Here is a 25,394-nt window from a genome sequence, read left to right as displayed (position 1 = left end):
CTTTTTAAATTCTAACCGAAATATCTTATTTCCTCTTTAAATTTTATGTTGTTCAGGAAGTATTATAAATTTTTGTAAAAAATCATCATTTAGATATTTTTGAAGCGCAACATTCAATTCATCAATACTTACAAAATGCTCCAATAACGTTTTGTATTGCAGTATTTCAGGAGCAATATTTTCTCCACTGCTAAGTTTTGTCTGTAAGTAGTTTGGCCACTTATTAAAAAGTCCAAAATATTCTAATTTTCTATCATAAGAATCTGCTTCAATATTAATATTGTTTTTTAACCAATCTGAGGTGACACCTTCTTTTTTTAAGTCATTGAATGTCTCTAATGCCATTTCTATCATATTCTGTTGATTTCCAATGGCACTATCAAAACTTACGTTAAAAGTATAGATACCATTCCTTATTTCTTCCCATTTGCCATAAGCTCTAGGAGAGAAACACCCATCTCTAAGTCGTGTCCATATCTTCTCATTTAAAGCTTTTTCTATATGCTTGAGCAAAATCATATTTTTAGTAGTGTTCTCTACCTTAAAAGGGAACGAAAGGGTTACCATAGCCTGATCAATATTCTTAAGAAAAATGGTTTCTTCCATTCTTTCAAGAGGAAATTTCGTAATATCTTGGATATCTGTTTTTGAACTGTTTTCTATGGGAAAACATGATAAAGAATTTGTCAATCGGCTAACAATTTCTTTAATCTCAAAATCTCCAGTTACTATAAAGGTATAACCCTCAAAACCTGTGAACCATTTATCATAAGCACGAAATATCTTATTAAGTGTGAGATCTTCAACTTCTTCGCTTCCAAGTTGAGGAATTTCCGGATAGCGTAAAGCATATATTTCATCTAAATAAAAGTCTGATGACCCTCGCGTTAATTTACCTTGCAGCTCCTGTTTTTTATATTTTTTCCAAGCTACAAATCCATCATTGTCCTTTCTCGGTTGGGAAGCATATAAATTAATAAGATTCAATAATTCTTCTATTTCACTTACTTTAGATTCTCCATAGATGGATTGCATATCTTTATTGAATTCAAAATTCAATTTAATATCATGAGCTCTCTTAAATTCTTCAATCTCAAATTTTGAATAGTCGCCTGCGCCCATAAAGTTAATTAAATCTGGAATCAGGCTTGCCTTTAAATATTCATTTTTTACTCTAAGAGCATTATTATTTTCCCTATACCCCATCAATTGTAATTTTCTATTATAATTATTAGAACTAGGCTTAAGTGGCTTTAATATTAATTTGATCCCATTTTTAAGAGTGATAGTTGAGACCCCAATGATATTAGGGGCTAACCGTTCTAAATTGAATACATTCGAATTTGAATTGCAAGCTACCTTAGGCAATGATTTTATCGGATCCTTTTGTGATTTAATAGGGGGAAAATTTTTACTTTGAACTTCATCAATACAATTTTTAATTTGAGCATATTCGGGCACTTTTTGAACTTCATTTTTTAGAAAAACAAAATCAGTATTCTCACTAAGATCGCCTGCTTTATGAACATAAGCCTGGATTTCTTGCAGATCTATTTTCTTTAAAATTTCTGTGAGCATCAATAGTTCTTCATCTGGATCCATAGCATAACTCCCCTTCACAAAATGATTATGATATCTGTTAGCTAGAGAAACAGAACTAGAGGAGTTATCATTGGTTAAATTCTTCAACAATTCTTTTTTTGCTTTTTGAAATTCTAAATCTGTAATTCCAGAATGGATTTGTTTCCATGCAACTAAAGCTTTTCGGATTACTCCCAGTAGCTGCTTTTCATTATCTGTATCGATATCAACACCCATTGTGGTAACCTGTAATTGGCTCCCTGCCAATTCATCATTATCATAATGGCTCGAGAAGTCCGAAAATGATGGATGGAAACTATCTTCAAACATGTCGGCGTTCAAACTAACTAAATGTTGATATAATTTCTGCAATATCATATGTTTAAAGTCATCTCTGTTTTTTGGATTTAAAGCCTCATTCATCTTTTTAGAAAAGATCTTAAATTGCAATGTGGGGGTTATAATGTCTATGATAGTTAATACCCGATTATGACCTGTTAAATTGACTTTAGAAGAATAATTTCCTATCTCAAAATTCTTATTTTTGGTTCGACGCTCCAGAATGGAATAATATTCATGAATTTGCTTCTCTATACTATCTAAATTGATATCACCAACTACTATGATAGCTTCGAGGTCTGGTGTATACCAATTTTTGTAGAAGTTTAAAAAACCATTGTAATCAAAATCTTCCACACTTTTTTTAGACTCTTTCTTATCTATATATTTATATCCTGTATTACTTAATAAATTTTTCTGGATAGTGGCATTTAACCAATCTCGATATGGATTAATTGTTCTAATCTCCCCTAATATAGCTTCTCTTTGAACATCAATAGATTTCTTGTCTAAAATTATATTATTTGTTATGTCCTGAAATGATTTCAGAACCTCATTTATAGACTCTTTTTTTTTAGAAGATATACTGGTGATATAAATTGTATTGTCAAATCCTGTATAAGCATGGCTATACATTCCCGGCTTGTTATAATAACTCATCTTATCAGGAAAATGCTTAGTAGCCAAATATCCCAAATGTTCTAATAGGTGAGCATATTCTACTTGAGCGATATCTTTTTGATTGATACCAACTTTCACAACAAACCGAAATTCAATATTTTTTTCAAGTGAATCATTTTTTTGAAGGTAATATGTTAATCCATTATTTAATTGCCCATACCTAACGGAACTGTCTAATAAATTGGATTTATCTTTATGTTGCTTCTCCTGACTTTCAACCACACTCACGGTAAATAAAAGTGAGATAATTAAAAGCATTCTTTTTTTATCCCAAGACATTTTCGATAATTTAATAACCATTATTTTGACTTAAATTTGGATTCTTCATTCGCTCCTCACTAGGAATTGGATATAGCACATCTGTATTTTCCCACAATGGATTATTCTCACCTAGAACTTCACCTGCCTTACCTGTTCTTTTCAAGTCCAGCCAACGATGTCCCCACTCTGCAAATAATTCCTTTCTTCGCTCTTCTAAAATTTCATTCAATAATTGCTCATGGGTAATTGTTGGATTTATGTCCGCGAGAAGATCTAATCCAGCCCTACCTCTTATAATATCAATATCTTCAATAGCTTCTGATATCATTCCCTGTTTTGCTCGTGCTTCTGCTCGAATTAAATATTGCTCTGCCAAGCGAAGCACCATGGAATATTCTTTAATTGGAAACTCGTTGCTATTTCTTATTTTATATTTATAAGCAAAAAAAGCATCCTTTCCAGGGTGATATCCAATCCAATCAGTGAATCGCCTATCTTGATCGTTGAAACTTTTCACAAACTCATCTTGTAATTGAATACTTGCCAAAAAGGAAAATATTGGGTCAATTATAAAAAGATTCCCTTCGTTGGTATGACTTACTTGACCACCAGAACCAATTGGTGATATTTGCCATATTGCCTCTTTGCTGTTGGCTAAAAAGACATCATCAAGATTATCCAAGATTTCATAGGTAGAATTTGCAAGAATTACTGTGCTACTAAGTTCTTCCGCTTTCTCATAATCTTCCAAATACAAATAAACCCTAGCTAGTAAGGCTGTTGCTGCATACTTATTTACAATGGTACGTTCGCCATTGTAATAATCAGTACTTAATAAATTAGTAGATTCATTAAGGTCATATAGAACCTGCTCATAAACCTCAGTCTCAGTATTGCGGGATACTAATTCATTCTCACTATAATCTGTAGTTAAGACTAAGGGAACATCCCCATACAAATTCACTAAATAGAAATAGGTAAAGGCTCTTATAAATCGTGCTTCCCCTTCCATATGTGTCCTTAGTTCATCACTAATTTTATCTGCATCAACTAAACCTTCTAATAAAGAATTAGTCATATAAATCATATTATATGCGCTAGACCATATATCTAAGTTATTAGGATTATTTGGCAGCAATTCATTCTGCTCAAATTCCATTCTGGTAAAATTGGTAGTATTGATATTCCTAATATTATCTGCAGATAAGCCAGATAATAGGGTAACACTACTTCTCGATCCATTAGAAAAAGCTGCTGAACGTAATTGATTGTAAATCCCAACCATGGCACTTTTAGCAGTGGCATCATCCTCAAAGACTTGAGTTCTTATTAGTTTATCATTAGGAGTTTCCACCTCTACAAAATCTTCACAAGAAATTAAGCTGGCAGCTAGGAATATGATCATTCCTATTCTCTGTATTATATTAAGTTTCATATCTTTTAGTTATAGATTAATCTGAAGTCCGGCACTAATGGTTCTTAAGTTTCTAAATCCTGAAGTAGAATTTGGTAAGTCTGGATCTAATCCTTGGTATGGTGTCAAGGTTAGAAGGTTTTGACCTTGCAAGAAGATCTTACCCTCCTTAAGTTTTACCTCTTTTGTAAGCTTTTGTGGAAGACTATAGCTGATAGACAAAGTTTTTAACCTCACAAAAGAGGCATCTCTTTTTGGGAAATTAGTATCCAACACATAGCTAAAGCCCTCATAAGCATCATATGATTGTGATATAGTTTGAAAACCATCTTCCTCTTCTGGAATGGTTAAATCTCTCTCAAAGAGATTATATGGGGAGCCAGCATCAAATAGGTCTATTCTTCCCTCTTGCTTTACAAACTCAAACAAATACTGTAGGGAAATGTTATTATAGGAAAAGGTATTATTGATTCCTCCATAAAATTCCTTGTTTTGATCTTGGATGATAATTCTATCTTGATAATCAAAACTTCCATCTTCATTAACATCACGAACAGTATAAAACCCTTTTTCCGGGTCCAGACCAGTATATTCGTATAGTAAAGAGATATTGAGAGGATGGCCAACTCTATAGGTATTCGCATACGAAGATTGTTCAATATTGGGATAGCTTAATAATTCGTTCTTAGGAAAACTTATATTGAATGAAGTTTGCCATTTAAAATCATCCGTATTAATATTAAAGCTAGTAGCTTCCAGCTCCCAACCAGAATTTTGAACGGTAGCATTCAAATTTGCCTGTACCGAATTAAATCCAGTAGTATACGGAAGAGAATATCCCACAAGTTGATTGGAGGAGCGATTTCTGTATCTGCTTAGGCTGAGCCTAATTTTATCATCAATAAAGCCCAATTCAATTCCGACTTCCAACTTTTTATTAATTTCCCAAGAATAATCTGGGTTTGCTAAAGCTGTGGGATATAATCCACCGGGTCCTACCGTTGCTTCATAGGCATCTAAGAAACCATAATCGCCTATTTGATCATTCCCTGTTGTACCATAACTTCCTCTAAATTTACCAAAAGACAAAAATGGTTCTAATTTTTCTATCCAAGGTTCTTCAGAAAAGATCCATGCAGCGCCAACAGCGCCAAAGTTTGCAAATCTGTTATTGGGACCAAATCTAGAGGACCCATCCCTCCTACCGGTGAGATTGATATAATATTTCCGGTCCCAATTAACACCCAGGCGGGAGAAAAGCGCACTATAACGATATTCTGCTTCAGTTCTATTGGCATTAATAATATTTTTAGCAGCGGCAATGTTGCCTATTAAAGATTCTGAAGCGTATCCTACTGCTTGAAACTGTTGTTGGAATTGCTTATTTTCCTGTAATGTTGCTCCAATTAGAGCATCTATATGTAGTTTATTTAATTTAGTCTCATAGATAAATTGTGGCTCTATAATCCAGGAGTTTCTATTTGAACTTAAATGGGTGGATTGATTCGTAACATTATCGCCCGGATTATAAGATCTGCCTGGGAGCTTGAATAATTCTTCACTGTTATAATTTGTATAGCCTAGTGTGGTCTTAAATTTTAAACCAGAAAATATTTGATAAGACACTCCTAAATTGGAAATGAGGTTGGTTGATTCTGTATTAGTTGTATTAAAAAAACCTTTATAAGGATTATCAAGATTTGCTGCTCCCCATTCTTCCCAATTCAAGCTGCCATCTGTATTAAAAATAGCTGGTGCATTTGGAGGTAAGATTAAAGCAGCCTCATTTAAACTAACGTTTCCAACTAGTCTATTAAAATCTATCCCATAATTCAATGAAAGATTTATATTGAATTTGTTATCCTTGGAACCATGATTAATATTCATGTCTCCGGTGATCTTGTGATAATTATAATCTCCTGGATACACTGTTCCCTGTGTAAAATAAGATCCGCCCACTCTAAAGGAAGTATTTTCACTACCTCCGGAAAATACGAGATTTGCACTGGTAGTTTTAGCAGTACCACCAAAGAGTAAATCCTGCCAATCTGTGTACCTATCTTGATCCCATAAGACTAAATCATATGCATTGTACTCATCTGGTTCTTCACCATCATTTTCAAAAGCTTTTCTTCTAACATTGAGGTAATCTTTGGTATTCATCAAATTTAAGCGGTTTGACATGGTGCTTACCCCGGTATAAATTCGTGCCTCTAACCCAGTTCCAAGAGTTTTTCCTGTTTTAGTAGTAATAAGTATTACCCCATTCGCTCCTCTAGAACCATATATAGCAGTAGCATCTGCATCTTTTAAAACCTCTATACTCTCTATATTGGAGATATTTAGATTATTCAGAGGATCCATTCCTGCAAAGCCTATAATAGAATTTGTTTCTATAGGTGTTGAATTTATAGGAACACCATCTATAATATAAAGCGGATAATTACCTTCTTCCCGCAAGCTGTTAACACCTCTTATTCTAATAATGGATGCAGTACCAGGATTTACACCTCCGACATTAACTTCTACTCCGGCCATTCTCCCTTGTAGTGCTTGTAAAGGACTCACAACAGGCTGTAACTCTATCTCTGCAGCTGTTACTCTGGAGATATTTCCTGTACGCTCACGTCTCGTGGTATTATAGTACCCGGCATTTATTTGTACCTCTTCGAGCGAAGAAACCATTGCTTCCAATTGAACGTTAATCTCCGTTTTATAATTTATAGGTATTTCTACGGTTTTAAATCCCAAAAAAGAGAAAACCAGAACACCATCTTCAGGAGCTATAAGGTGATAGGTTCCGTTTAAAGAAGTGAGTGTGCCACTGGTGGTGTTTTTTAAGGACACTAAAACTCCAGAGACAGGAAGGCCATCTGTATCTGTAACCTTTCCAGAAACCTCTTGCTGAAAGCTAAGAGAGCTTCTTTCCATATTGTTTGCAGCCAGCATATTTTGAGTAAAAACAAAAAATAGGCATGCAACAAGTAATAGCAGTACCCATATGGTACGCCTGTAATTATTTTTCATAATATTGTAATGTGTTAAATGAAACATTTGTTTTGTTTAAGCTTAGGCCTTCCCTGTTCGACGCCAATCTTAAGGGAAGGCTTTTAGCTTTTACCCGCTAAAACGGAATTTTCATTTCTCTTTTTTTCATGTACTTTTTTTTTGGATTTGGCTAATACAAAATTTTACTGCTTTTACTACGTCTAATGGTATACCCAAGCCATAATATCTAATAATAAGATACAGGCTTTTCCCACCCAACTACTATTGCCAAGATTAGGGTTTGGCAAGAGTAACCCACGGGATTATTCGCTTTTTCTTGTTCCCGCTAAACAAGATGTTCTAAAATCACTTCCAAAAGAAGTGGCAGCCTCGTTGGCTTTAAAATTTGGACATTAGGTAGTAATTCTTTAAATGCGAGTTCTAAATAATACGGAAGAAACACCTGCTTTAGAATGTATAAGAAGAGGAATTGCCAGAATACAAAAAGGGCATGAAACTCAACTTATTGAACAGAGGTACTGGTATACCGTGCAACAAATAAGTGAGCTCACGCCCGGGTCGTGAGCATTCACACTTATTATCTCGTTGCTAAAAATTACCAGTTTTCTGTTCGAGACTCTAAGCGATCTTGCTTCTAATATTTTATTAAAAGAATCGCAATATATTATAATCTGAGTGAAGATATAAATTTTTTTTGATTTGTAATCCAATTGGCTTACATTTTTTTATGTTTTTATTTCAACCTTGCAGTATGACTGTAGGCGCCAAACAAAAAAAACAATTAAACGACAAAATTGCAATTAGAATTAAATATCTAAGAGAAAATATTGAGCCTATTCAATCAAAATTTGCTGATGATAACATGATTGACAGGCAAATTGTGAATAGATGGGAGAGTACAACAGATAAAAGAGGACTTAGTATTCACACAATAAATAGATTTTGTAACATGATTAGTATAAGTTTAAAGGATTTCTTTGATGATAAATTATTCAAGGATATTTAATTTTTTAATAATATTCTTGAATGGTAATTAGTTAAATTGCCAGTATTATTTCATCGTTGAAGATTACTATATAAATCTAATTTCTCACCTGATATTAAACTTACTTTATTTACAATTTTATTACTTTTTACATCATATTCTATCTCTACAAAAAATCTATATAAAGCATATAGCGTAAACCTGCTATTCAATTTTAATCTGTAAGTAAGAAATATTCCCTCTTTAAAAATTAAGTCAAATTGGTCATGGTCTGCCAATAGTTTAAATTCATATAGACTATATATTTCCATTAAAGACATATAATAGGGGAAAAACCACCTTGTTTACAAAGCACCGTTAAATTATTTTTCTGTTAAAATAATAAATGTGATTAAACTACTAGTTTTTCTATTACCCGCATTCCTTAATGGGCAAACTTTTGAGAGTTCTACAACCGTACTTTCCAGGGAATCTTATTTGCTTGAATTTATGAATAGAACTATTGAAATAGATCAGGATAAGATAAAAATAATATCTCAGGGAAATGAAATTATAGATATTCAAACACTTAATATTATACATACAGAAGAGAAAAAGTTTGGAAATTTGGGTATGTGCTATTGGTATTACTGTAATTCAAAAAATATTCCCGGAACAGATAAACTTATAATTGTACCTAAAGAAAAAAATCCAAATCAAATTAGCATTTTTGAACCTTCAAAAGATGGTGCCAGCACAAAAGAAACCAAAATAATTATAGATTAACTTTTAAATGATACGGGTTCCCGTAACAATTAGTTAAATTGAATTGGTAGCTTTACTTAAGCTTTGCTTATCCCGGAGCATTCTCGTATAAATAATTATCTATTGATATAACTAGTTGTACACAATGCAGAAAAACCTCACATAATTGAACGAAGTTTAGATTTATGACAACAACAATTACTGACTTTTCTGCAAAAGAACCCTCTTTAGGTTACTTCTATCAAATAAAATACGCTTTACTAGTTCTATTAAGTCACTCAAAAGAACTCGACAATCCGAAAGTCAGAATTGAAAACTTAGATGATATTGAAATTGAGGATATTAATACTTTACAACTTTTACAAACCAAATTACACATTAAGAATAAAGCAAATCTTACAGATTCAAGTGTAGATTTCTGGAAAACTGTTCGAATATGGTCTGAGTATATAAATACTGGAACGATAGATTTAGATTCAACAATTTTTAATCTAATAACAACAGAGGAGATTCCAGAATCTAGTGTGCTTCATAAATTCAAAAAAAAGATAACATTAGATAGTGAGGTTTTAGAAGTAATTAAAGTTTTGGATAGAATAGCAATAGAATCTACCAACAAGACCAATGAAAAAGCTTATCTGGCATATCAAAGTTTATCTTTAGAGAACAAAAAAAATCTAATAAAACGAATTAGAATTTTAGATAACTCAATTGCCATTACTGAAATTAATGACAAAATAAAAAAAGAACTGATTTTTTCTACTTACCCAAGTACAATAGATGCATTTCTAGAAATTTTAGAAGGATGGTGGTTTGCAAAATCAATAGAAAATTTGACTTCACAAATAGACAGTATTAGTTCTAGTGAATTACAGTTGAAAATCGCCAATATCAGTGACTCTTTTCAAGCAGATAATTTACCAAATCATTTTCCTGTACAATTAGAAATAACAGATGAAGATGTGGAAAGTTTAAAAGAGCGAAATTTTTTAAAACAATTAGAATTAATAAAAATAAAAGCAAATTCGAGAACCCTTAAAAGAGCTATAAGCGATTTTAGAAGAGCTTTTGAACAACGTTCTAAATGGTTAAGACTTCATCTATTGAATCCAGATGAGGAAGAACAGTATGACGTGAAACTATTTAATTATTGGAAGAATATTTTCGACATAATGTGCGATGAAGCAGAAGAAAAAAGTATCGAAGAATTAATAGATTTAGGAAAAGGTTTTTACGTAGAACAATTTGCAAAATCTTGTCCACAAATAAAAATTAGAGAGAAATTCAATGAAGATTATTTAACTAGAGGAAGTTATCAAATGCTTGCAGATTCAAAAAAAATCGGTTGGCATCCAAATTATAAAGAAGATTTATGAATGTAGGCTGGACAGAACGGAATAAGATTGTTGCAAATTTATTTAATCCCGCTTTTTGTGGTGAAGTAATCAGAGCAACCGCCAAAGAATATAATAAACATACTAATAAGAAATTCCCTTATGCATTTGCCTTTTTAGTTCTACCAATCGTGCTACATCAGGCAACTAGAGAAAGAATGCCAAGAACAGTTCGAACATATTTTTTTGTTTGGGTGGAGCAAAATGATGACTTATTTTTTGATTTTCCAAAACGTACTCGGAGTATGGTAAAATATACAAAAGAGGCTTTGTCCTTTCTATTACTTCATAGTAAAATTGAACTCAACGAAAATGCTGAAATATTAGCAAGAGAAGAAAAAGTAAAAAAAATAAACAAAGATGATTATCAAGAATACAACGATATATTAAAAAAAGCAGAAATGCTTGGTAAATGGTTGTCTTCCACGACTGATATTAAGTCAATATACTCATTTCTAAGAATTACACCATAGATATGCAAATACAAAAAATTATATTATACAGTCATAGTGGAGAAAAGCGAATTTTACCATTTGAATTGGGTAAAGTTAATATCATAACTGGTGAATCAAAATCAGGTAAATCTGCTTTGATTGAAATAATAAATTATTGCCTAGCTTCGAAAGGTTGTGATATTCCAGAAGGGATAATTAGAGATACAGTTTCTTATTTTGCAATTTTATTAGCTTTTAATGACTCAGAAACAGCTTTTATTGCTCGAGAAAATCCAAATATAAAAGGTATTCAAGCTTCTACTACTGTGTGTCTAATTCGAAATATTGGAGAAAATTTACCTGATTTAGAGGAGATTAATTCAAACTTAAATGTAGATGCTTTAAAGGATTACTTAACACGGAAAATTGGCATTTCAGAAAATGTTCACGTTCCGGATTCTTTAACTAGAGAACCTTTAAACGCCAACTTTAAACATTCACGATTTTATTGCTATCAACCTCAATATTTAGTTGCTGACCCATACCAACTTTTTTACAACCAAAATAAAGAGTTTGTTCCTCAATCAATAAAAGATACTCTTCCTTATTTTTTAGGAGCCGTAAATGAAAATTCATTAGCGATTGAAAGTGAAATAACTCAACTCAAAAAACTTCTAAATAGATTAGTAAGAGAAAAAAGAGAATCGGAAAAGATAAAATCAGAAGGAATAAGTCAAGCTTTTTCGCTTATAGATGAAGCAAAAGAGATTGGGATTTTAGAGAAATCCGCAAATCCTCAAAGTCAAAAAGAGGCCTACACTTTTTTAGAGTATGTTTCCAATTGGGAATATCAACCATTGACAGTAAAGGCAGAAAATTCAGCCCTAAAAGATTTGATTGATAAAAGAGGAGAATTAAAAATTGATTTGAGCAAAATATCAGACAATAGAAAAGCAGCAACAGATTACTTAAAAAATTCTTTTGGTTATTCTACAGAAGCTAAACAACAGGAAATTCGTCTTGAATCAATCAATTTGTATAAAGATTCAAGTAAAGACAAATCATTATGTCCTTTGTGTGACAATCAATTAGTTAATTCAATCCCATCAATTGATAGCATAAATCAATCTCTAGTTGACATTAGAGAGGATTTAAAATTTACTAAAGCTGAAAGCCCTCGTATTCAATCTTATATCGATTCTGTAGAAACACAATATCATTCTGTAGAAACAGAATTAAAAAGGGTGGAAAAAAGTATCTCAGCATTATACGTAGAAAACGAAAAAGCAAGAACAGTAAGAGATTTAAACTTGCGTAGGGGAAAAATAATTGGTCGAGTTAGCTTGTTTTTAGAGAGTATATTTATTGAACAAGAAACTGAAAGTATAGATTCTAAAATTGAAAATCTAAAATCTAAGATTATTGAATTAGAAAAAACTGTTGATAGCGATAACGAACGTGAACTTTTATTATCTATACTTAATAAAATCAATCTGCAAATGAGCAAATGGGTTGAAGGATTAGATGTTGAGTATGAAAACAACCCAATTAGATTCGACATTAATAAATTGACTATGTATATTGATTCTGACACTAAACCTATTGCATTACCACAAATTGGTAGTGGAGCAAATTGGGTAGCTTATCATTTACTGATTGTCTTTGCACTTCATAAACACTTTATTCAAAATAATAGACCTGTACCAAATTTTATAATCATTGACCAACCTACACAAGTCTATTATCCACCTGAAAAAAATGATAATGTGGTAGAAGTAAGTGCGGATGAGATAGCGGTTAATAAAATGTTTGATTTTATGTTTAACGTAGTAGAATCCTTAACACCAAAATTACAAGTTATCATAACAGACCACGCCTATCTGAAAAATGATAGATTTGAAAAATCTGTAAGGGAAATATGGAGAGATGGCTTGAAATTAATTCCAAATGATTGGACACCATTGAACGGAAAAAGCACTGTGTACAATAATCTAGAAAAATAATAGCGGTTTAATCGCTAAAACGAAAGTAAGTAAATATAAAAAAGGTCTGTGTTTAACCGAAAATTCTTTGTGTTTTAATCCGCTACTATTCTTTTACTAGACCGTTCTGCTTTATTAAAAACCAACCCGATAAATATAAATATTGCCAATACTAAATGATATAATTGATTGGATCGAAAACAAGCCTGTTTTTTGGCAAATTGCCATTGACCGTTTAATCAGAAACAATGAACTAACTGATAATGATATTTCGGACCTAAAGGAGATCTGTAAAGTAGATTTTGGGTTATCAGACTTTGATTTTGACGAAGTGGATTTTGATGATTTAAGAGACTTCGCAAATAGCGCAACAAGTAGTGATGATATAATACTCTCTAAAATTTCCAATGTAAACAATATAAACGCACTCTCAAAAACTAGTGAATTAGAATTTGCCTCAAATGGACTTACGCTTGTCTATGGAGATAATGGCTCAGGAAAATCAAGCTATGTGAGCATCTTAAAACACGCTTGTAATACTAGAGGAAATAAGCCAAAAATAAATGATAATTTATACGACCCAACTTGTTTTGGAAACGATAAAAAAGCAGATATAGAATATACATTTGATGGAACAAATTTTAACACAGTAAATCTTATAAACGAAGTAGTAAATGACTCTGTTTTAAAAAGTATTGATGTTTTCGATACGTTTAGTGCAAATCATTACATTGAAGGAGAAGATGAAATCGCCTTTATTCCTCAAGGGCTATCAATTGTAGAAAAATTAGCAGTCTGTATAAATAAAGTTGAGAATGAACTAAATGCGGAATTTTCAAACCCTGCATTAGAGAAATTTGACCATACTCTTTTAGAAGTTTCAGATTGTTCGACTGCTAAAACATTTCTCGACAATTTAAATTCGGAATCTACACTTAACGAATTAAGAGCATAATCAATTTGGAACGCAACTAAAAATTCTAGAATTGAGGAGCTAATCAAACAAATAGATAAATTAAAAGCAACCGACCCAAAGAAAATTTTAAAAGAAAACAACGATAAGATAAAGCGTTTTGAGGTTTTACAAAACAATTTTCAAAAACTCGAAAATAACTTGACAGGAGAAAAATTAGAAGACTTAAAACAAATATTAAATAATCTTTCAACAACAAGTAAAGCACTTAAAGAATCTTCTGAAAAAGCATTCTCTGAATTACCTATTGAGGGCGTTGGTAATAGTTCTTGGAAATTACTTTGGGAAAGTGCTCGAAAGTTCTATAACGAAAGTACCGAGACAGAAGATTTCCCAAAAGTTAACGGAGAGAGTAATTGCCCTCTTTGTTTTCAAGATTTAGGAGAAGATGCAAAAAGCAGATTTACTGCTTTCGAAGATTTTGTAAAAAATGATATTCAAAAAACCTATGATGAAGCTTCTAATAAATTTGATTTAGAATTTGAAAATTTAAATTATCAGGATTTTTCTTTTGAAGAACAAAAACCAACAACAATTGAGCTGGATGAACTGATTGATGAATATTCGAAAAATCAATCACAATATTTAGATTCACTTTCTAAGCAAAAAGACTATTTAATTGAGCTTTTTAATTCTAAAAATTCAGTCGAAACGATTAATTCAATTGAAATTGATAATACACCTATAACCCAAATTCAAAACCTCATTAAAAACTTAAAAGAAGCAAATGAGAAATTAGAAGTCCAATCAATTGAAGAAGATTTAAAACCGTTAAATAAGGAACTAAATCAATTAAATGGAGAAAAAAAGATTTTTGATTTTAAACCCAAATTAGGTCGTGAAATTTATAGACAAAAAAAGATAAAACTGCTAAATAAATGTATTAGTAAATGCAATACTCGAACGATTACTATGCTTAGTAACGCTTTAGCAACAAATTACATAAGTCAACACCTTAAACAGAATTTCAAAGCAGAACTTACCAAACTAGGTTTTAAAAACATCAAGATAGAAACCGAAACAAAAGGACAGAGAGGAAAACAATACCACTATTTAAGACTTGATGAACAAAACGCAAATGGCGTTGCGTTAAAAGACGTTTTAAGTGAAGGAGAACATAGGTGTATTTCCTTGGCAACATTTTTATCTGAATTATCCATTTCAGAACATAAAAGTGCTATAATTTTTGATGACCCAGTTTCATCTCTCGATCATAAATGGAGAAATAAAATATCAAAAAGAATTGCAGAAGAAGCTTTAGAGCGACAGGTTATTGTTTTTACTCACGACATTACTTTTCTACTAATGATTCAAGAACATTCTCAAAGTTTAAATTGTGATTTAGATATAAAGAGCTTGACAAGAAAGAAAAAAGAAACAGGACTTATTGCAAGCAATCCACCTTGGGATGCTTTACCAGTCAGCAAACGTATTGGCTTGTTAAAAAACGCATATCAAAAATTAGAGAAAACTGAAAGAACAGAAACCGAAGAAGTTTACAAAGAAAGGGCAAAAATATTGTATGGTAAGCTGAGAGAAACTTGGGAGCGTTTTATTGAAGAGGTATTTCTAAACGGAGCAATTCAAAGATTTGGTAGAGCAATACAAACTCAACGTTTATCAAAAGTTGTGGACTTAACTGATGATGATTATAATCTTGTTGATGCTAATATGAGCAAGTGTTCTACTTATTTCACGGGACACGATACAGCAGGAACTTTAATAGAAGAAATACCAGACTCTGCTGAATTTCTTGCGGACCTAACTGTATTAGAGGATTACATTAACACAATCAGAAGACGGAGATAAAATAACAAAGCATAATAATGTATATAAAAAATAGGCGAAACAGTAGTAAATTCATGGCTTTTGTCTCGTATCAAACTATGCGCTTAACCGAGAGTTTAGTGCTTCAAAATCACCTACTTTTCATATATTAACCGTTAGCAAACATTAAAAAAAATTGAAAAGTCAATATCATTATTTAACTGAATTTGGAGCTATGACAGGTTTTATGAAAACCAATCCTATTATTGAAAAGAAAACATTTCTTGTATTGGATAGTTCTGTATGTTTAGATATCGTTAGTATTGTAAATAAAAGAAATATTAATAAAGATTCTAAAAGAAAAGCTTTTGAGCTAATAAAATATTCTCAAAAAAAATCAATGCCACCATTTGAAATTTTCGCCTTATTAGAATTATCATTAGATAAATTGACATATAAAATAAATATAGAAAAATTCTTTGACTTAGGTAATAAATTAAAATTTGCATTTCAATTCCCTTTAGAAAGACTTAAAAAAAATGATTTCAATTTTTCAACTAACTTTTATCAACCAGAAAAACCAACTATAGATGATAATGCTTCTGTATATGTGGAACAATTACTGGTTCATTATAGTGCGCTACTAAAAATTAGAGAAATTGCTTGTAAAGGTTTAGGTAAGCAAAACGCAAATAAAAATCTTTTTGAGTTTATTGATTGGATGAATTCTAAATTAGGTATAATTTTAGGTTTAGAATATCAATTAGCTTTTCAAATTTTTGGAGGAAATAGTAGTTTTAACTCAATGATTAAAGAAAACTCAAATAAAGAAAAAGCACTAAAAGCGTTATGGGGAAGTGCTTGGGATTTATTGCATGCAAGAGTTAGTAGGAATTCTAAACAACTTTCAAAAATTGTTAATGAAGATATTAATTCTATTTTTATTACAAATGACAAAACTTTATTTGAATTATTATCTCCTCAAATTGAATTTGCATCTGAATATGATAGGACAAAAATTAGTATAACCGAAGGAAATGAAAATTATCCACCTCATTTCGATGATGATTTTGTAAAAAAAACAAACGAAAAAATTATCCAGATTTATGAGAAAAGAATTATAAATAAAGTTAAGTATCCAAATAATGATTTAATAAAAAATATAATCATCGATATGGAAAAGAACGTTTGCTAACATCGGTTAAGCGCAAATAGCGGGCATTCTGGTGAAAAGTGTTATTTTAGAAACCAAATAAAAAACAACTAAGCCGACAAGTTTGCGACCCTACTCCAACTACTTGCCTTAGGTACTGTGGTATAAAACAAGTAATTTTGAGAAAATTTTTAGGAAGAAGTCAATGTTAAATTGCTTCTATCCTGTGCAGCAAGGACTTCAGTTCTTGCTGTCTTTTTTTGCTCATGTTCTGGATCGTAATCTATTTCATTTTTCTATAAACTATACATTAATACCAATAGCTTTCGCTCTACTGCTACTAAGGCTATCATTGGTTTGACTTTAGTGGGTTGGACTCGTTCGTAAAATTTTCTCAAGGTAGGATTCCATTGTATGGCGCTCATCGCTGGCATATATAGTGCACTGCGAATATGTTTATTCCCTTTCTTACTGATTCTCGTCTTTCCCTTATAAGCACCAGATTCTTTCAAGACCAAATCAAATCCTGTATAACTAATCAATTTTTTAGCATTCGTAAAACCGGTGAAACCTAAAGTTTCACCTACTACGGTCGCTGCAGATTTAAAAGAGATCCCGGGGATACTTTCCAAATGCTTAATCCTTTGATGCATCTGTGGATCATTCTTAACTAGAATTTCCATCTCCTTTTCTATTTCTATCAACTGCTTTTCAATCAATTTTAATCGCTGTCCATAGCGCTTTAGCTCTCGCTTGCTTTTATAAACGGAGTGTTCCAAGGCATGAAGTCTATTTCGCTCCATCTGCTTTTCCTTTAGTAAAAAAGATCGTTCCCGACTCAGCCCTTTTAACTGACGTAATATTGGATCTGGTGGGCTCCATGATGCCAACTCTCTTTCACAACCAAGCATGGCAAGCATACGGCTATCTAAGGCATCGGTCTTGGAACGTTGATCCAAACTTTGAGCATAGCGCTTTACACGTCCTGATTGCATAACACTTACAGGAAATCCTTCCCCATAGGGATGGTATACCAAAGCTTCATGTAAATACCTGTCGATTCCATAACGACAACTATATCCTCTGGAGAACTGCCATTTTTAAGTAACCACTTTACCATCTTTTTAAAACCTGATAAATCATTACTAACCTCAAATGGATCTTCAAACTCCTTTGTAAGTCTAGCCGTTAGACGTCACAAACAAACAGCCAAAGTCTCTTTTGAGACATCTACTCCTAAGGAGAGTTTCGAAATTTCATCCTTCATAATAATGTTGATTTTTTAAACTCTATTCTCCATCACTTTTGCTCGATTTTGATACGATCTCTATTATAGGATCTAGGTACTGTTCAAGTTCTTAGAGAAATTAATAGAAGGGTGGAATTTCTAACACACGATATCATTGTATAAAACATATCTACCAAGACCTCGCTATCCCTTCTATTGAGTTTGATTATTAATTCCTATTTTTAACTAAATTACAATCTCTAATCTAACATACGAAACAAGACCGTTGGCATTAATAATATAACTATGATAATATTTGAAGAAAGTTTTAGTAAAGTAAATTGGGGCCCAGATGAGGCCAAAGGAGATAGTCAACTAAGAAAATATTTTGTGAAAATACCAGAATATGAGGGTATAAAAAGTGGAGATTATAGATATATTATTGGTAGAAAAGGAACTGGAAAAACAGCTATTATTGAACAAATAGCAAACGAGGCTTCTTCAGAATACAATTCGTTTGTAAAATATTTATCACTAAGAAATTTTCCTATTCAAACCATTAGAGAATTGAAAGATCGATCTTTAGGCAACAAGTCTCAATTTGTTCCTATTTGGACATTTTTAATTCTAACGGAATTGTCTAAGTTGATAGTTAGCGACAGCAGTATAGAAAAAACTGAAAGTGTAATTGATCTTAAGAATTTTATAAAAATAAACTTTCCATCCAATCTAGGTTTTGCAGAAACACTAAGAAATTTGAAATCAAATGAAAATAAAGTTTCAGTTATAGTGAAGTGGTTAGGTTTTGAAAACAAATCAGCTGAATCAAAGGAAGCCATAACGACAGTTCATTTTCAGAAAGCATCTGAGATATTATTAAATCTTATTAAAGGTGTTAATTCAAGTTGCAATTTTTATCTACTTTTTGATGAACTTGATGAAGGATATTCTGCGAATGATAAAAATTTGAATTTATTATTATTATCTCTATTTAGAGCGGTTGAAAATACATTTTTAGACTTAAAAGATATTATAAATATAAGACCCGTATTAGCTTTAAGGTCAGATATATTTAATAATCTTGAAGATAACGATCTAAATAAATTGGACGACTTTATTATAAATCTAAAATGGACTAAGGAATATCATGCTAGTTATTCGATTTATGATTTAATAAATGCTCGAATAAATGCATCAATAAATGTTGAAGATCCAAAAAGAGCTTGGGAACAAATAACTATTAATAATGATAAAAATATACCCAATAGGATCAATAATCTGTGGGAATTTATATATAATAGAACATTCGAAAGACCACGTGATATCATAAAGTATATGAAGTATTGCGCAAAACAAAATCCAAGTGGAAAATTAGACTTTAAAACTGTAAGAAAAGCAGAAATAGAATATTCAGAATGGTTTTATAGAGAATTTAGAGATGAAATTCAGAGTCATTTACCTATCTGGCAAGAATCAACCCAAGCATTTATTAAACTAAATAAAGGTGTAATAACATTTGATGAAATAAAAAAGGAATTGGAAAATGATTCCAGAATTGTAAATTATTTAAAAAACAATAACAAAAATCATGAAGATATATTAGAAATTCTCTTTGAATTTGGCCTAATTGGAACATTAAGTGATTCAAACAGGTGGTTTTTTAAATATAAAGACCATAATCTTCCTTTCAATCATAATCAAAAAATGATAATACATTTTGGATTTACCAGGAAGTTTAGAATGAAAGTTTATTAAAAATTACTAATGCCAACATCGGTTAAGCCCAAATAGCGGGCATTCTTATGAAAAGCACTATTTTAGAGACCAAGAAACAAATAACAAAACAGACTAGAACGTGTCCCTACACCACGCTTCCAGCAATTTCCAAGACTGTTATGAATAATATTTTAAACCGTGTAAATCAGCAAAATTTGAAATCAAAAATTCCAAAGTTATAACAGCATATTTGTTCTTTTGTCAACGCTAAAAAAATAAAAGAGCTATTTCTTCCCAACGCATACTCACGATAATACAATGAACATTATCACTATAATTCAGCGATATTTTGATAAATTGCAAATGAATAAAAAAAAAGATTTAAAATGAACCGAATTAAAGAAGTTCTAAAAAACAAAGGAATATCTCAAACTTGGTTGGCTGAACAAATGGAAAAAAGCTACACAACCATAAATGAATATTCTAGAAACAAGCGACAACCTAGTTTGGAAGACCTATATAAGATTGCAGAAATCTTAAAGATTGACATAAAAGAATTAATAATATCGAATAAAGAGAATATATGAACTTGATAGAAAAAGGCATAGAAAAAGGCATCATCAAGTTTGATGAAGAAAACAAATTCATTACCTACGTTCACCAAAAGAAAAAAAGGTTTTTTAATAACACAGAAGAAAAAGTTCAAGCAGAAACTTTCTGCCAGCTTATTCTAGATTACAATTATCCTGTTGAAAGAATAGTGAATTTTGTTTCAGTAAAAATGGGTGTTGAAACAAAGGAAGCTGATATTGTTATTTACAACGATGACAAATTAACTGAACCTCATATACTTGTTGAATGTAAAAAAGAGGATATAAGTGAACAAGAATTTAGTCAAGCAATCGAACAGGCTTATAGTTATGCCTATGCATTACCCAATGATGTAAAATATGTATGGGTAACAAAAGGTAATAGAAATGAATATTTTAAAGTAAATAAAAAAAATCATACAAGAGAACCAGAATCAGATATACCTCAGTTTGGTGTAAAAAAATTAGCTAATTATAAATATGTTTTTGAGGCTAATTTAGTACCAGAGGTAAAAGGGAAGCAAAAGTTTTTTGACCTTTCTACAATCGGACAAGATGAATTAACAAAAAGGTTTAAACAAGCCCACGATGCACTCTGGGCTGGTGGTCATTTAAATCCATCAGAGGCGTTTGATGAGTTAGATAAATTAATATTTTGTAAAATTTGGGACGAAAGGAAAGACAGGCTAACCGGAGAACCTTATGATTTTCAAATTATTCAAGTTGAAGGAAAAGACGAGAGAGATTCTACTAGAAAAACAAACGAAGCCCTATTTAAAAGAGTATCTGCTCTATATGAAGAAGGTAGACAAAAAGATAAAGAAGTTTTTAGAGACAATATTCGCTTATCATCAGAAAAAATTAGAACTATTGTTGGTTACTTACAAGATATTAATCTTGGAGAAACAGATTTGGATAGTAAAGGACGAGCTTTTGAAACCTTTATGGATTCCTTTTTTAGAGGAAATTTTGGTCAATATTTTACACCAAGACCAATCGTAGATTTTTCAGTAAAAGTTTTACCAATTAAAAACGATTCTTATGTTCTAGACACTTCCTGTGGGAGTGGTGGCTTCTTACTTTATGCTTTAAACAAAGTAAGAAAACAAGCTGATGAATTATATCCAAGATTTAAGTCAGATGTTAATCACAATAAAAGACATTTTAAATATTGGCACGACTTTGCAGAAAATAATTTGTACGGTATTGAAATAAACGAACAAATAAGTAGAGCTGCAAAAATGAATATGATTATTCATGATGATGGTCATACTAACGTGATTACTTCTGATGGATTATTAAACGAAATTGAAATAAGTAAACTGACAGAAAATAAAGGATTTAAATACAATCATTTCGATTTTATAATTACAAATCCACCTTTTGGAAGTAGCATAAAAAAATCCGAGAAAAGTTATTTGAAAAATTATTTTTTAGGTAAAAAACAACCAGATTGGCTAGATAATAAAGGAAGTAACCATGTAACTTCAAGAAACAATCAAAGTACAGAAGTCTTATTTATAGAACAATGTTATAATTTTTTAGCCCCTAATGGATATATGGCAATGGTTGTTCCTGATGGAATTCTAACAAACAGTAGTATGCAATATGTTAGAGATGCTGTTGAAGAATGGTATAGAATAGTTGCAGTTGTTAGTATGCCACAAACTGCATTTAGTGCAACTGGTGCTGGTGTGAAAAGTTCGATTTTGTTTTTGAAAAAACATACAATTTCTACAACTGAGAAAATCCAATCTATAAAAATAAAAATTCAGTCAAAAATAAAATCTGAACACAAATTCTATGAGACGATTGCTAAATGGGCAACGGAAAAGAAGAAGGAATTAAAAGAAATGAATGGTTTACAATTTACAATGTCTTTAGCAGAATTTAAACGGACGGACGAGTATAAGGAATGGCTAACTGGAATTAACGCAAAATATTCAGACAAAATAAATTTGTTCAAAGAAGAACTACAAGAAGCCTTTTTAGAAAAATCAAGAACTGAGCTACCTGACTATTCTATATTTATGGCTATTGCAGAAGATATTGGCTATGATGCTACAGGTAAATCAACTCAAACCAACGAATTAGAATGGATTGGCGAAGAACTAACCAATTTTATTAACCACATAGAAAGCAATCCAATATGATTATAAGAGGTATTTTAGATAGATCATTAAGTAATCAGATTTGCATAAGAGGATTTGCTCGTATTAAAGAATTAGCTAAAATTTCTAAAGCAAACCCAGAGTATCAAAGGGAAATAATAAAAAAGCAAAAAGGAGTTGTATCTAACTTTTTGACCGAAGAAACCTATTTGTTTTTTCCAGAAGTAATTTTAAGTCTTAAATTACGACAAGACCTTACTGCAAAAGGCTCAAAAACAGATGTAACACCTATTCAACTTATTGAGAAAGGGAAAAATTTCAATTCAAATGTTGATAAACTAAAAGTTCGTTCCAGTATTGTCAAACAGGACAATTTTGATATTAATGAAACCAATCAAATCACAGTAATTGAAATTGATTTTGATGATGCTGAACTTGAACAATTAATAAAAGACAATGAACAGCCACTTCATAGAATAGATGGTAATCATAGACTAACCGCAGCTGAAGAAATTATTTCTGACCGGATTGCAACAACCAATATTCCTTTTTGCATAGTTCTTTTCGAAGAAACATTTGAGGAGAAATTCAATCCAGTATCAAAACAAATGGAAAAAGTTTCGGATACTGACTACAAAAAATTTGAACGTGTTGTATTTTACAATATTAATTCAAAATCTATTCCTTTAACCTTAGAACAAAATCTAAAAAGCATATTAGGAGAAGAAAAATATTTCGATAGTAAAGAAATAGAAAAAATATTTTCCAATGAAAACAAAAGTGTTGGTATAAATGCAAGAAATTTAGGGCTTAGAATTAATACAAATGATTTTCAATCAATTAAGCCCTTAATTATAAATCATAAATGGTCAATTTCCATAAGTATTTTTAGACTATACACCTTATTTAAAAAAGGTAAAGCCCAAAGCAATATAGATTTAATTGAAAATGTATTTGAATCTTTACAATCAGTAAATGCTATTTATCGTGAAGACGAAAATTTAGCTAAAAATAAAAATGAAGAAATACTACTTGCATTCCTTTATTATAAATCATTTGGGGACAAAACGACATTTACCCTTTTTTATCATTGGATTATTAATAACCATCTTTTTGAAGCTAATGAAACTAAAGCAGAAAGTATAATTAGAATCTTCAACAAGATAAAAGAACAAGAAATAAAAGTCTTTGTAGCAATGCCCTATTTTTCTGAAGCAATTGTAAAATCTCACAATGATATTTATAAAGGTGTTATAAACGATATCAGAAAGAAATATGGTATTAATATATTGTTACATCCTATTATGACTTATGAAGGACAAACAGTAAATATTGTAAATGATGTTTTCGATAAAATAGAAGGTTGCCACATTTTTATTGCTAATATAACCGATAACAACCCAAATGTAACATATGAAATGGGTTGGGCTAGAGCTCTGAAAATCCCTGTCATAATTGCAAAAGAAGCAAAAGCAGATGAGCCAAAATCTGACTATAAACTTGATTTTTATTTCTCATATGAAAAGGATGCTCATATAACGCTAAAAGATGAAATTAATAAACATATTAAAGCAGTATTAGTAGATACTTATAAATTTAAAATAGTACCTGAAAATGTATAGTCTTTCCCCAAATATTGACAACAAAAAGGCTTTTTTGATTAACAAATCAGAAATCAAGGATAGAATTGACCCAATTTATTTTAAATCTGTTAATGAACTAATAATTGCTAATAAAACCACTTTTAAGCTAAAAAAACTTTCAGAAGTTGCAGAAATGCAAAGAGGTCGTTTTGGTCACAGACCAAGAAATGACCCCAAGTTTTATGGTGGAGAATACCCTTTTATACAAACAGGCGATATTGTAAGAGCGAGTAATGAAGGTGGCACAATTAAATATACACAAACCTTAAATGAGTTAGGTATACAAACAAGTAGGTTATTTGACAAACCAGTAATGGTTATTACAATTGCGGCAAATATTGGCGATACTGCAATACTAGATTTTCCAGCTTGTTTCCCTGATAGTTTGATTGGCATAACCCCAAAAGACAGCAATGCTTTAAATCTTTACTATTTAAATGTATATTTTAAGTTTTTAAAAAATTACCTTAATGACTTAGCACCCCAGGCTGCTCAAAAAAACATAAACTATCAACAACTCGGACCTACACCTATAGTAATACCACCAATAAATGTTCAAGAGGAAATTGCTTTTATTTATTCGAATGCTTTTAAACTAAAAAAAGAAAAGGAAAAAGAAGCTAATATGCTTTTGGAAAATATTGATAAATATTTACTTGCAGAATTAGGAATTATCTTACCAACAAGAGATAATTCATATTCAAATAGAGTTTTTGAAGTAAATTGGAGTGAAGTTTCTGGAGATAGATTTGATGCATTTTCTTTTTTCAACAATGCATTAAAAATTGAAGGTGGAAATTTTCCAAATAAAAAATTACGTGAATTAGCAACTGTAAACAAAGGGCGAAGTATTACTTCTGCCAATGTAATTGAAGGAGATTATCCCGTTATTGCAGGAGGTAAAACTAGTCCATACTCTCATAATGAATATAATAATGAAGGGAAGACTATTACAGTAAGCGCTTCTGGTGCTTATTCAGGTTATGTCTGGTTTCACAATGAAAAAATTTTTGCCTCTGATTGTGTAGTAATAAAAACTAAAGACGAGAGCATGGTTTCTTTGGATTATTTATCCGAAATTTTAAAATTAAAACAAACCGAAATATACGGTTTACAACAAGGAGCTGGGCAACCGCACGTTTACCCAAGTGATTTAGTTAAGTTGAATATTCCTCTACCACCTTTAAAGGTTCAGAATAAAATAATTGAACATATCATTGAATTGAGAGAGAAAGCAATGGAATTAAAATCGGAAGCCAGATCCGTATGGAAAGAAGCAAAAAGTAAAATAGAAAAAATGATAATAGGATAAGCCAATGCTTACAGTCATAAACATTTACAATTCGACAAGACAACGAAAAAGCCAAAAATTGCAAAAGGAGTACGTCT

At 31.2% G+C, this 25,394-nt stretch carries 18 protein-coding genes; 13 read left to right on the top strand and 5 right to left on the bottom strand.

Going from position 1 to position 25,394, the window contains the following annotated elements:
- Positions 1-36: 36 nt before the first annotated feature.
- The 3 genes from P163_RS16555 to P163_RS16545 are packed head-to-tail and all read right to left on the bottom strand — an operon-like array spanning position 37 to position 7,303.
- Positions 37-2,880: a M16 family metallopeptidase gene (locus tag P163_RS16555; RefSeq protein WP_197055447.1), complete on the bottom strand. Its 2,844-nt coding sequence runs from the start codon at positions 2,878-2,880 to the stop codon at positions 37-39.
- Positions 2,881-2,890: 10 nt separating this feature from the next.
- Complete coding sequence (locus P163_RS16550; RefSeq protein WP_034893820.1) at positions 2,891-4,297, bottom strand: RagB/SusD family nutrient uptake outer membrane protein; 1,407 nt, start codon at positions 4,295-4,297, stop codon at positions 2,891-2,893.
- 9 nt (positions 4,298-4,306) lie between these two features.
- Positions 4,307-7,303: a SusC/RagA family TonB-linked outer membrane protein gene (locus tag P163_RS16545; protein WP_034893817.1), complete on the bottom strand. Its 2,997-nt coding sequence runs from the start codon at positions 7,301-7,303 to the stop codon at positions 4,307-4,309.
- 733 nt (positions 7,304-8,036) lie between these two features.
- On the opposite strand from P163_RS16545, the gene P163_RS16540 reads away from it, so the two are divergent.
- Entirely contained in the window at positions 8,037-8,291 is a 255-nt protein-coding gene (locus P163_RS16540; protein ID WP_034894552.1) for a transcriptional regulator, read from the top strand.
- Positions 8,292-8,341: 50 nt separating this feature from the next.
- Here P163_RS16540 and P163_RS16535 read toward each other — a convergent pair whose 3' ends face one another.
- Positions 8,342-8,581: a hypothetical protein gene (locus tag P163_RS16535; protein ID WP_034894550.1), complete on the bottom strand. Its 240-nt coding sequence runs from the start codon at positions 8,579-8,581 to the stop codon at positions 8,342-8,344.
- A 76-nt stretch (positions 8,582-8,657) separates the two neighbouring features.
- On the opposite strand from P163_RS16535, the gene P163_RS16530 reads away from it, so the two are divergent.
- The 7 genes from P163_RS16530 to P163_RS16505 all read left to right on the top strand — a co-directional run bounded on the left by P163_RS16530 (position 8,658) and on the right by P163_RS16505 (position 16,759).
- Positions 8,658-9,035 (top strand): hypothetical protein, encoded by a 378-nt coding sequence (locus P163_RS16530; protein WP_034893814.1) that lies wholly within the window; start codon positions 8,658-8,660, stop codon positions 9,033-9,035.
- 164 nt (positions 9,036-9,199) lie between these two features.
- On the top strand, positions 9,200-10,390 hold the full coding sequence (locus tag P163_RS16525; RefSeq protein WP_034893811.1) for an ABC-three component system protein: 1,191 nt from the start codon (positions 9,200-9,202) through the stop codon (positions 10,388-10,390).
- Positions 10,387-10,881: a three component ABC system middle component gene (locus tag P163_RS16520; RefSeq protein ID WP_034893807.1), complete on the top strand. Its 495-nt coding sequence runs from the start codon at positions 10,387-10,389 to the stop codon at positions 10,879-10,881. Before P163_RS16525 ends, P163_RS16520 begins: the two co-directional genes overlap by 4 nt.
- Before the next feature lie 2 nt (positions 10,882-10,883).
- Positions 10,884-12,845, top strand: coding sequence for a DUF3732 domain-containing protein (locus P163_RS16515; protein WP_034893804.1), 1,962 nt, complete (start codon positions 10,884-10,886; stop codon positions 12,843-12,845).
- Positions 12,846-12,987: 142 nt separating this feature from the next.
- A complete protein-coding gene (locus P163_RS18660) occupies positions 12,988-13,779 on the top strand; it encodes an AAA family ATPase (RefSeq protein ID WP_231556218.1) in 792 nt (263 codons plus the stop codon).
- 159 nt (positions 13,780-13,938) lie between these two features.
- Complete coding sequence (locus tag P163_RS18655; RefSeq protein WP_231556217.1) at positions 13,939-15,606, top strand: AAA family ATPase; 1,668 nt, start codon at positions 13,939-13,941, stop codon at positions 15,604-15,606.
- Between the two features lie 154 nt (positions 15,607-15,760).
- Positions 15,761-16,759 (top strand): hypothetical protein, encoded by a 999-nt coding sequence (locus tag P163_RS16505; RefSeq protein WP_034893801.1) that lies wholly within the window; start codon positions 15,761-15,763, stop codon positions 16,757-16,759.
- Positions 16,760-17,013: 254 nt separating this feature from the next.
- On the opposite strand, the gene P163_RS16500 is transcribed toward P163_RS16505, so the two are convergent.
- On the bottom strand, positions 17,014-17,754 hold the full coding sequence (locus tag P163_RS16500) for an IS110 family transposase (protein ID WP_156100731.1): 741 nt from the start codon (positions 17,752-17,754) through the stop codon (positions 17,014-17,016).
- 497 nt (positions 17,755-18,251) lie between these two features.
- Here P163_RS16500 and P163_RS16495 point away from each other — a divergent pair, with 497 nt between their 5' ends.
- The 5 genes from P163_RS16495 to P163_RS16475 all read left to right on the top strand — a co-directional run bounded on the left by P163_RS16495 (position 18,252) and on the right by P163_RS16475 (position 25,317).
- Positions 18,252-19,700, top strand: coding sequence for a P-loop ATPase, Sll1717 family (locus P163_RS16495; RefSeq protein ID WP_034893795.1), 1,449 nt, complete (start codon positions 18,252-18,254; stop codon positions 19,698-19,700).
- Positions 19,701-20,047: 347 nt separating this feature from the next.
- Positions 20,048-20,248 (top strand): helix-turn-helix domain-containing protein, encoded by a 201-nt coding sequence (locus P163_RS16490; protein WP_034893792.1) that lies wholly within the window; start codon positions 20,048-20,050, stop codon positions 20,246-20,248.
- On the top strand, positions 20,245-22,404 hold the full coding sequence (locus P163_RS16485) for a restriction endonuclease subunit M (protein WP_034893789.1): 2,160 nt from the start codon (positions 20,245-20,247) through the stop codon (positions 22,402-22,404). The genes P163_RS16490 and P163_RS16485 overlap by 4 nt, the downstream gene beginning before the upstream one ends.
- Complete coding sequence (locus P163_RS16480) at positions 22,401-23,984, top strand: hypothetical protein (RefSeq protein ID WP_034893786.1); 1,584 nt, start codon at positions 22,401-22,403, stop codon at positions 23,982-23,984. Before P163_RS16485 ends, P163_RS16480 begins: the two co-directional genes overlap by 4 nt.
- Positions 23,977-25,317: a restriction endonuclease subunit S gene (locus P163_RS16475; protein ID WP_034893783.1), complete on the top strand. Its 1,341-nt coding sequence runs from the start codon at positions 23,977-23,979 to the stop codon at positions 25,315-25,317. The genes P163_RS16480 and P163_RS16475 overlap by 8 nt, the downstream gene beginning before the upstream one ends.
- Positions 25,318-25,394 lie beyond the last annotated feature (77 nt).

It is taken from the genome of Gillisia sp. Hel_I_29, from assembly GCF_000744275.1.
Lineage (GTDB): Bacteria > Bacteroidota > Bacteroidia > Flavobacteriales > Flavobacteriaceae > Gillisia.
The sequence above is the reverse complement of the archived record's forward strand: the minus strand, read 5'-3'. Positions and strand labels throughout refer to the sequence as shown.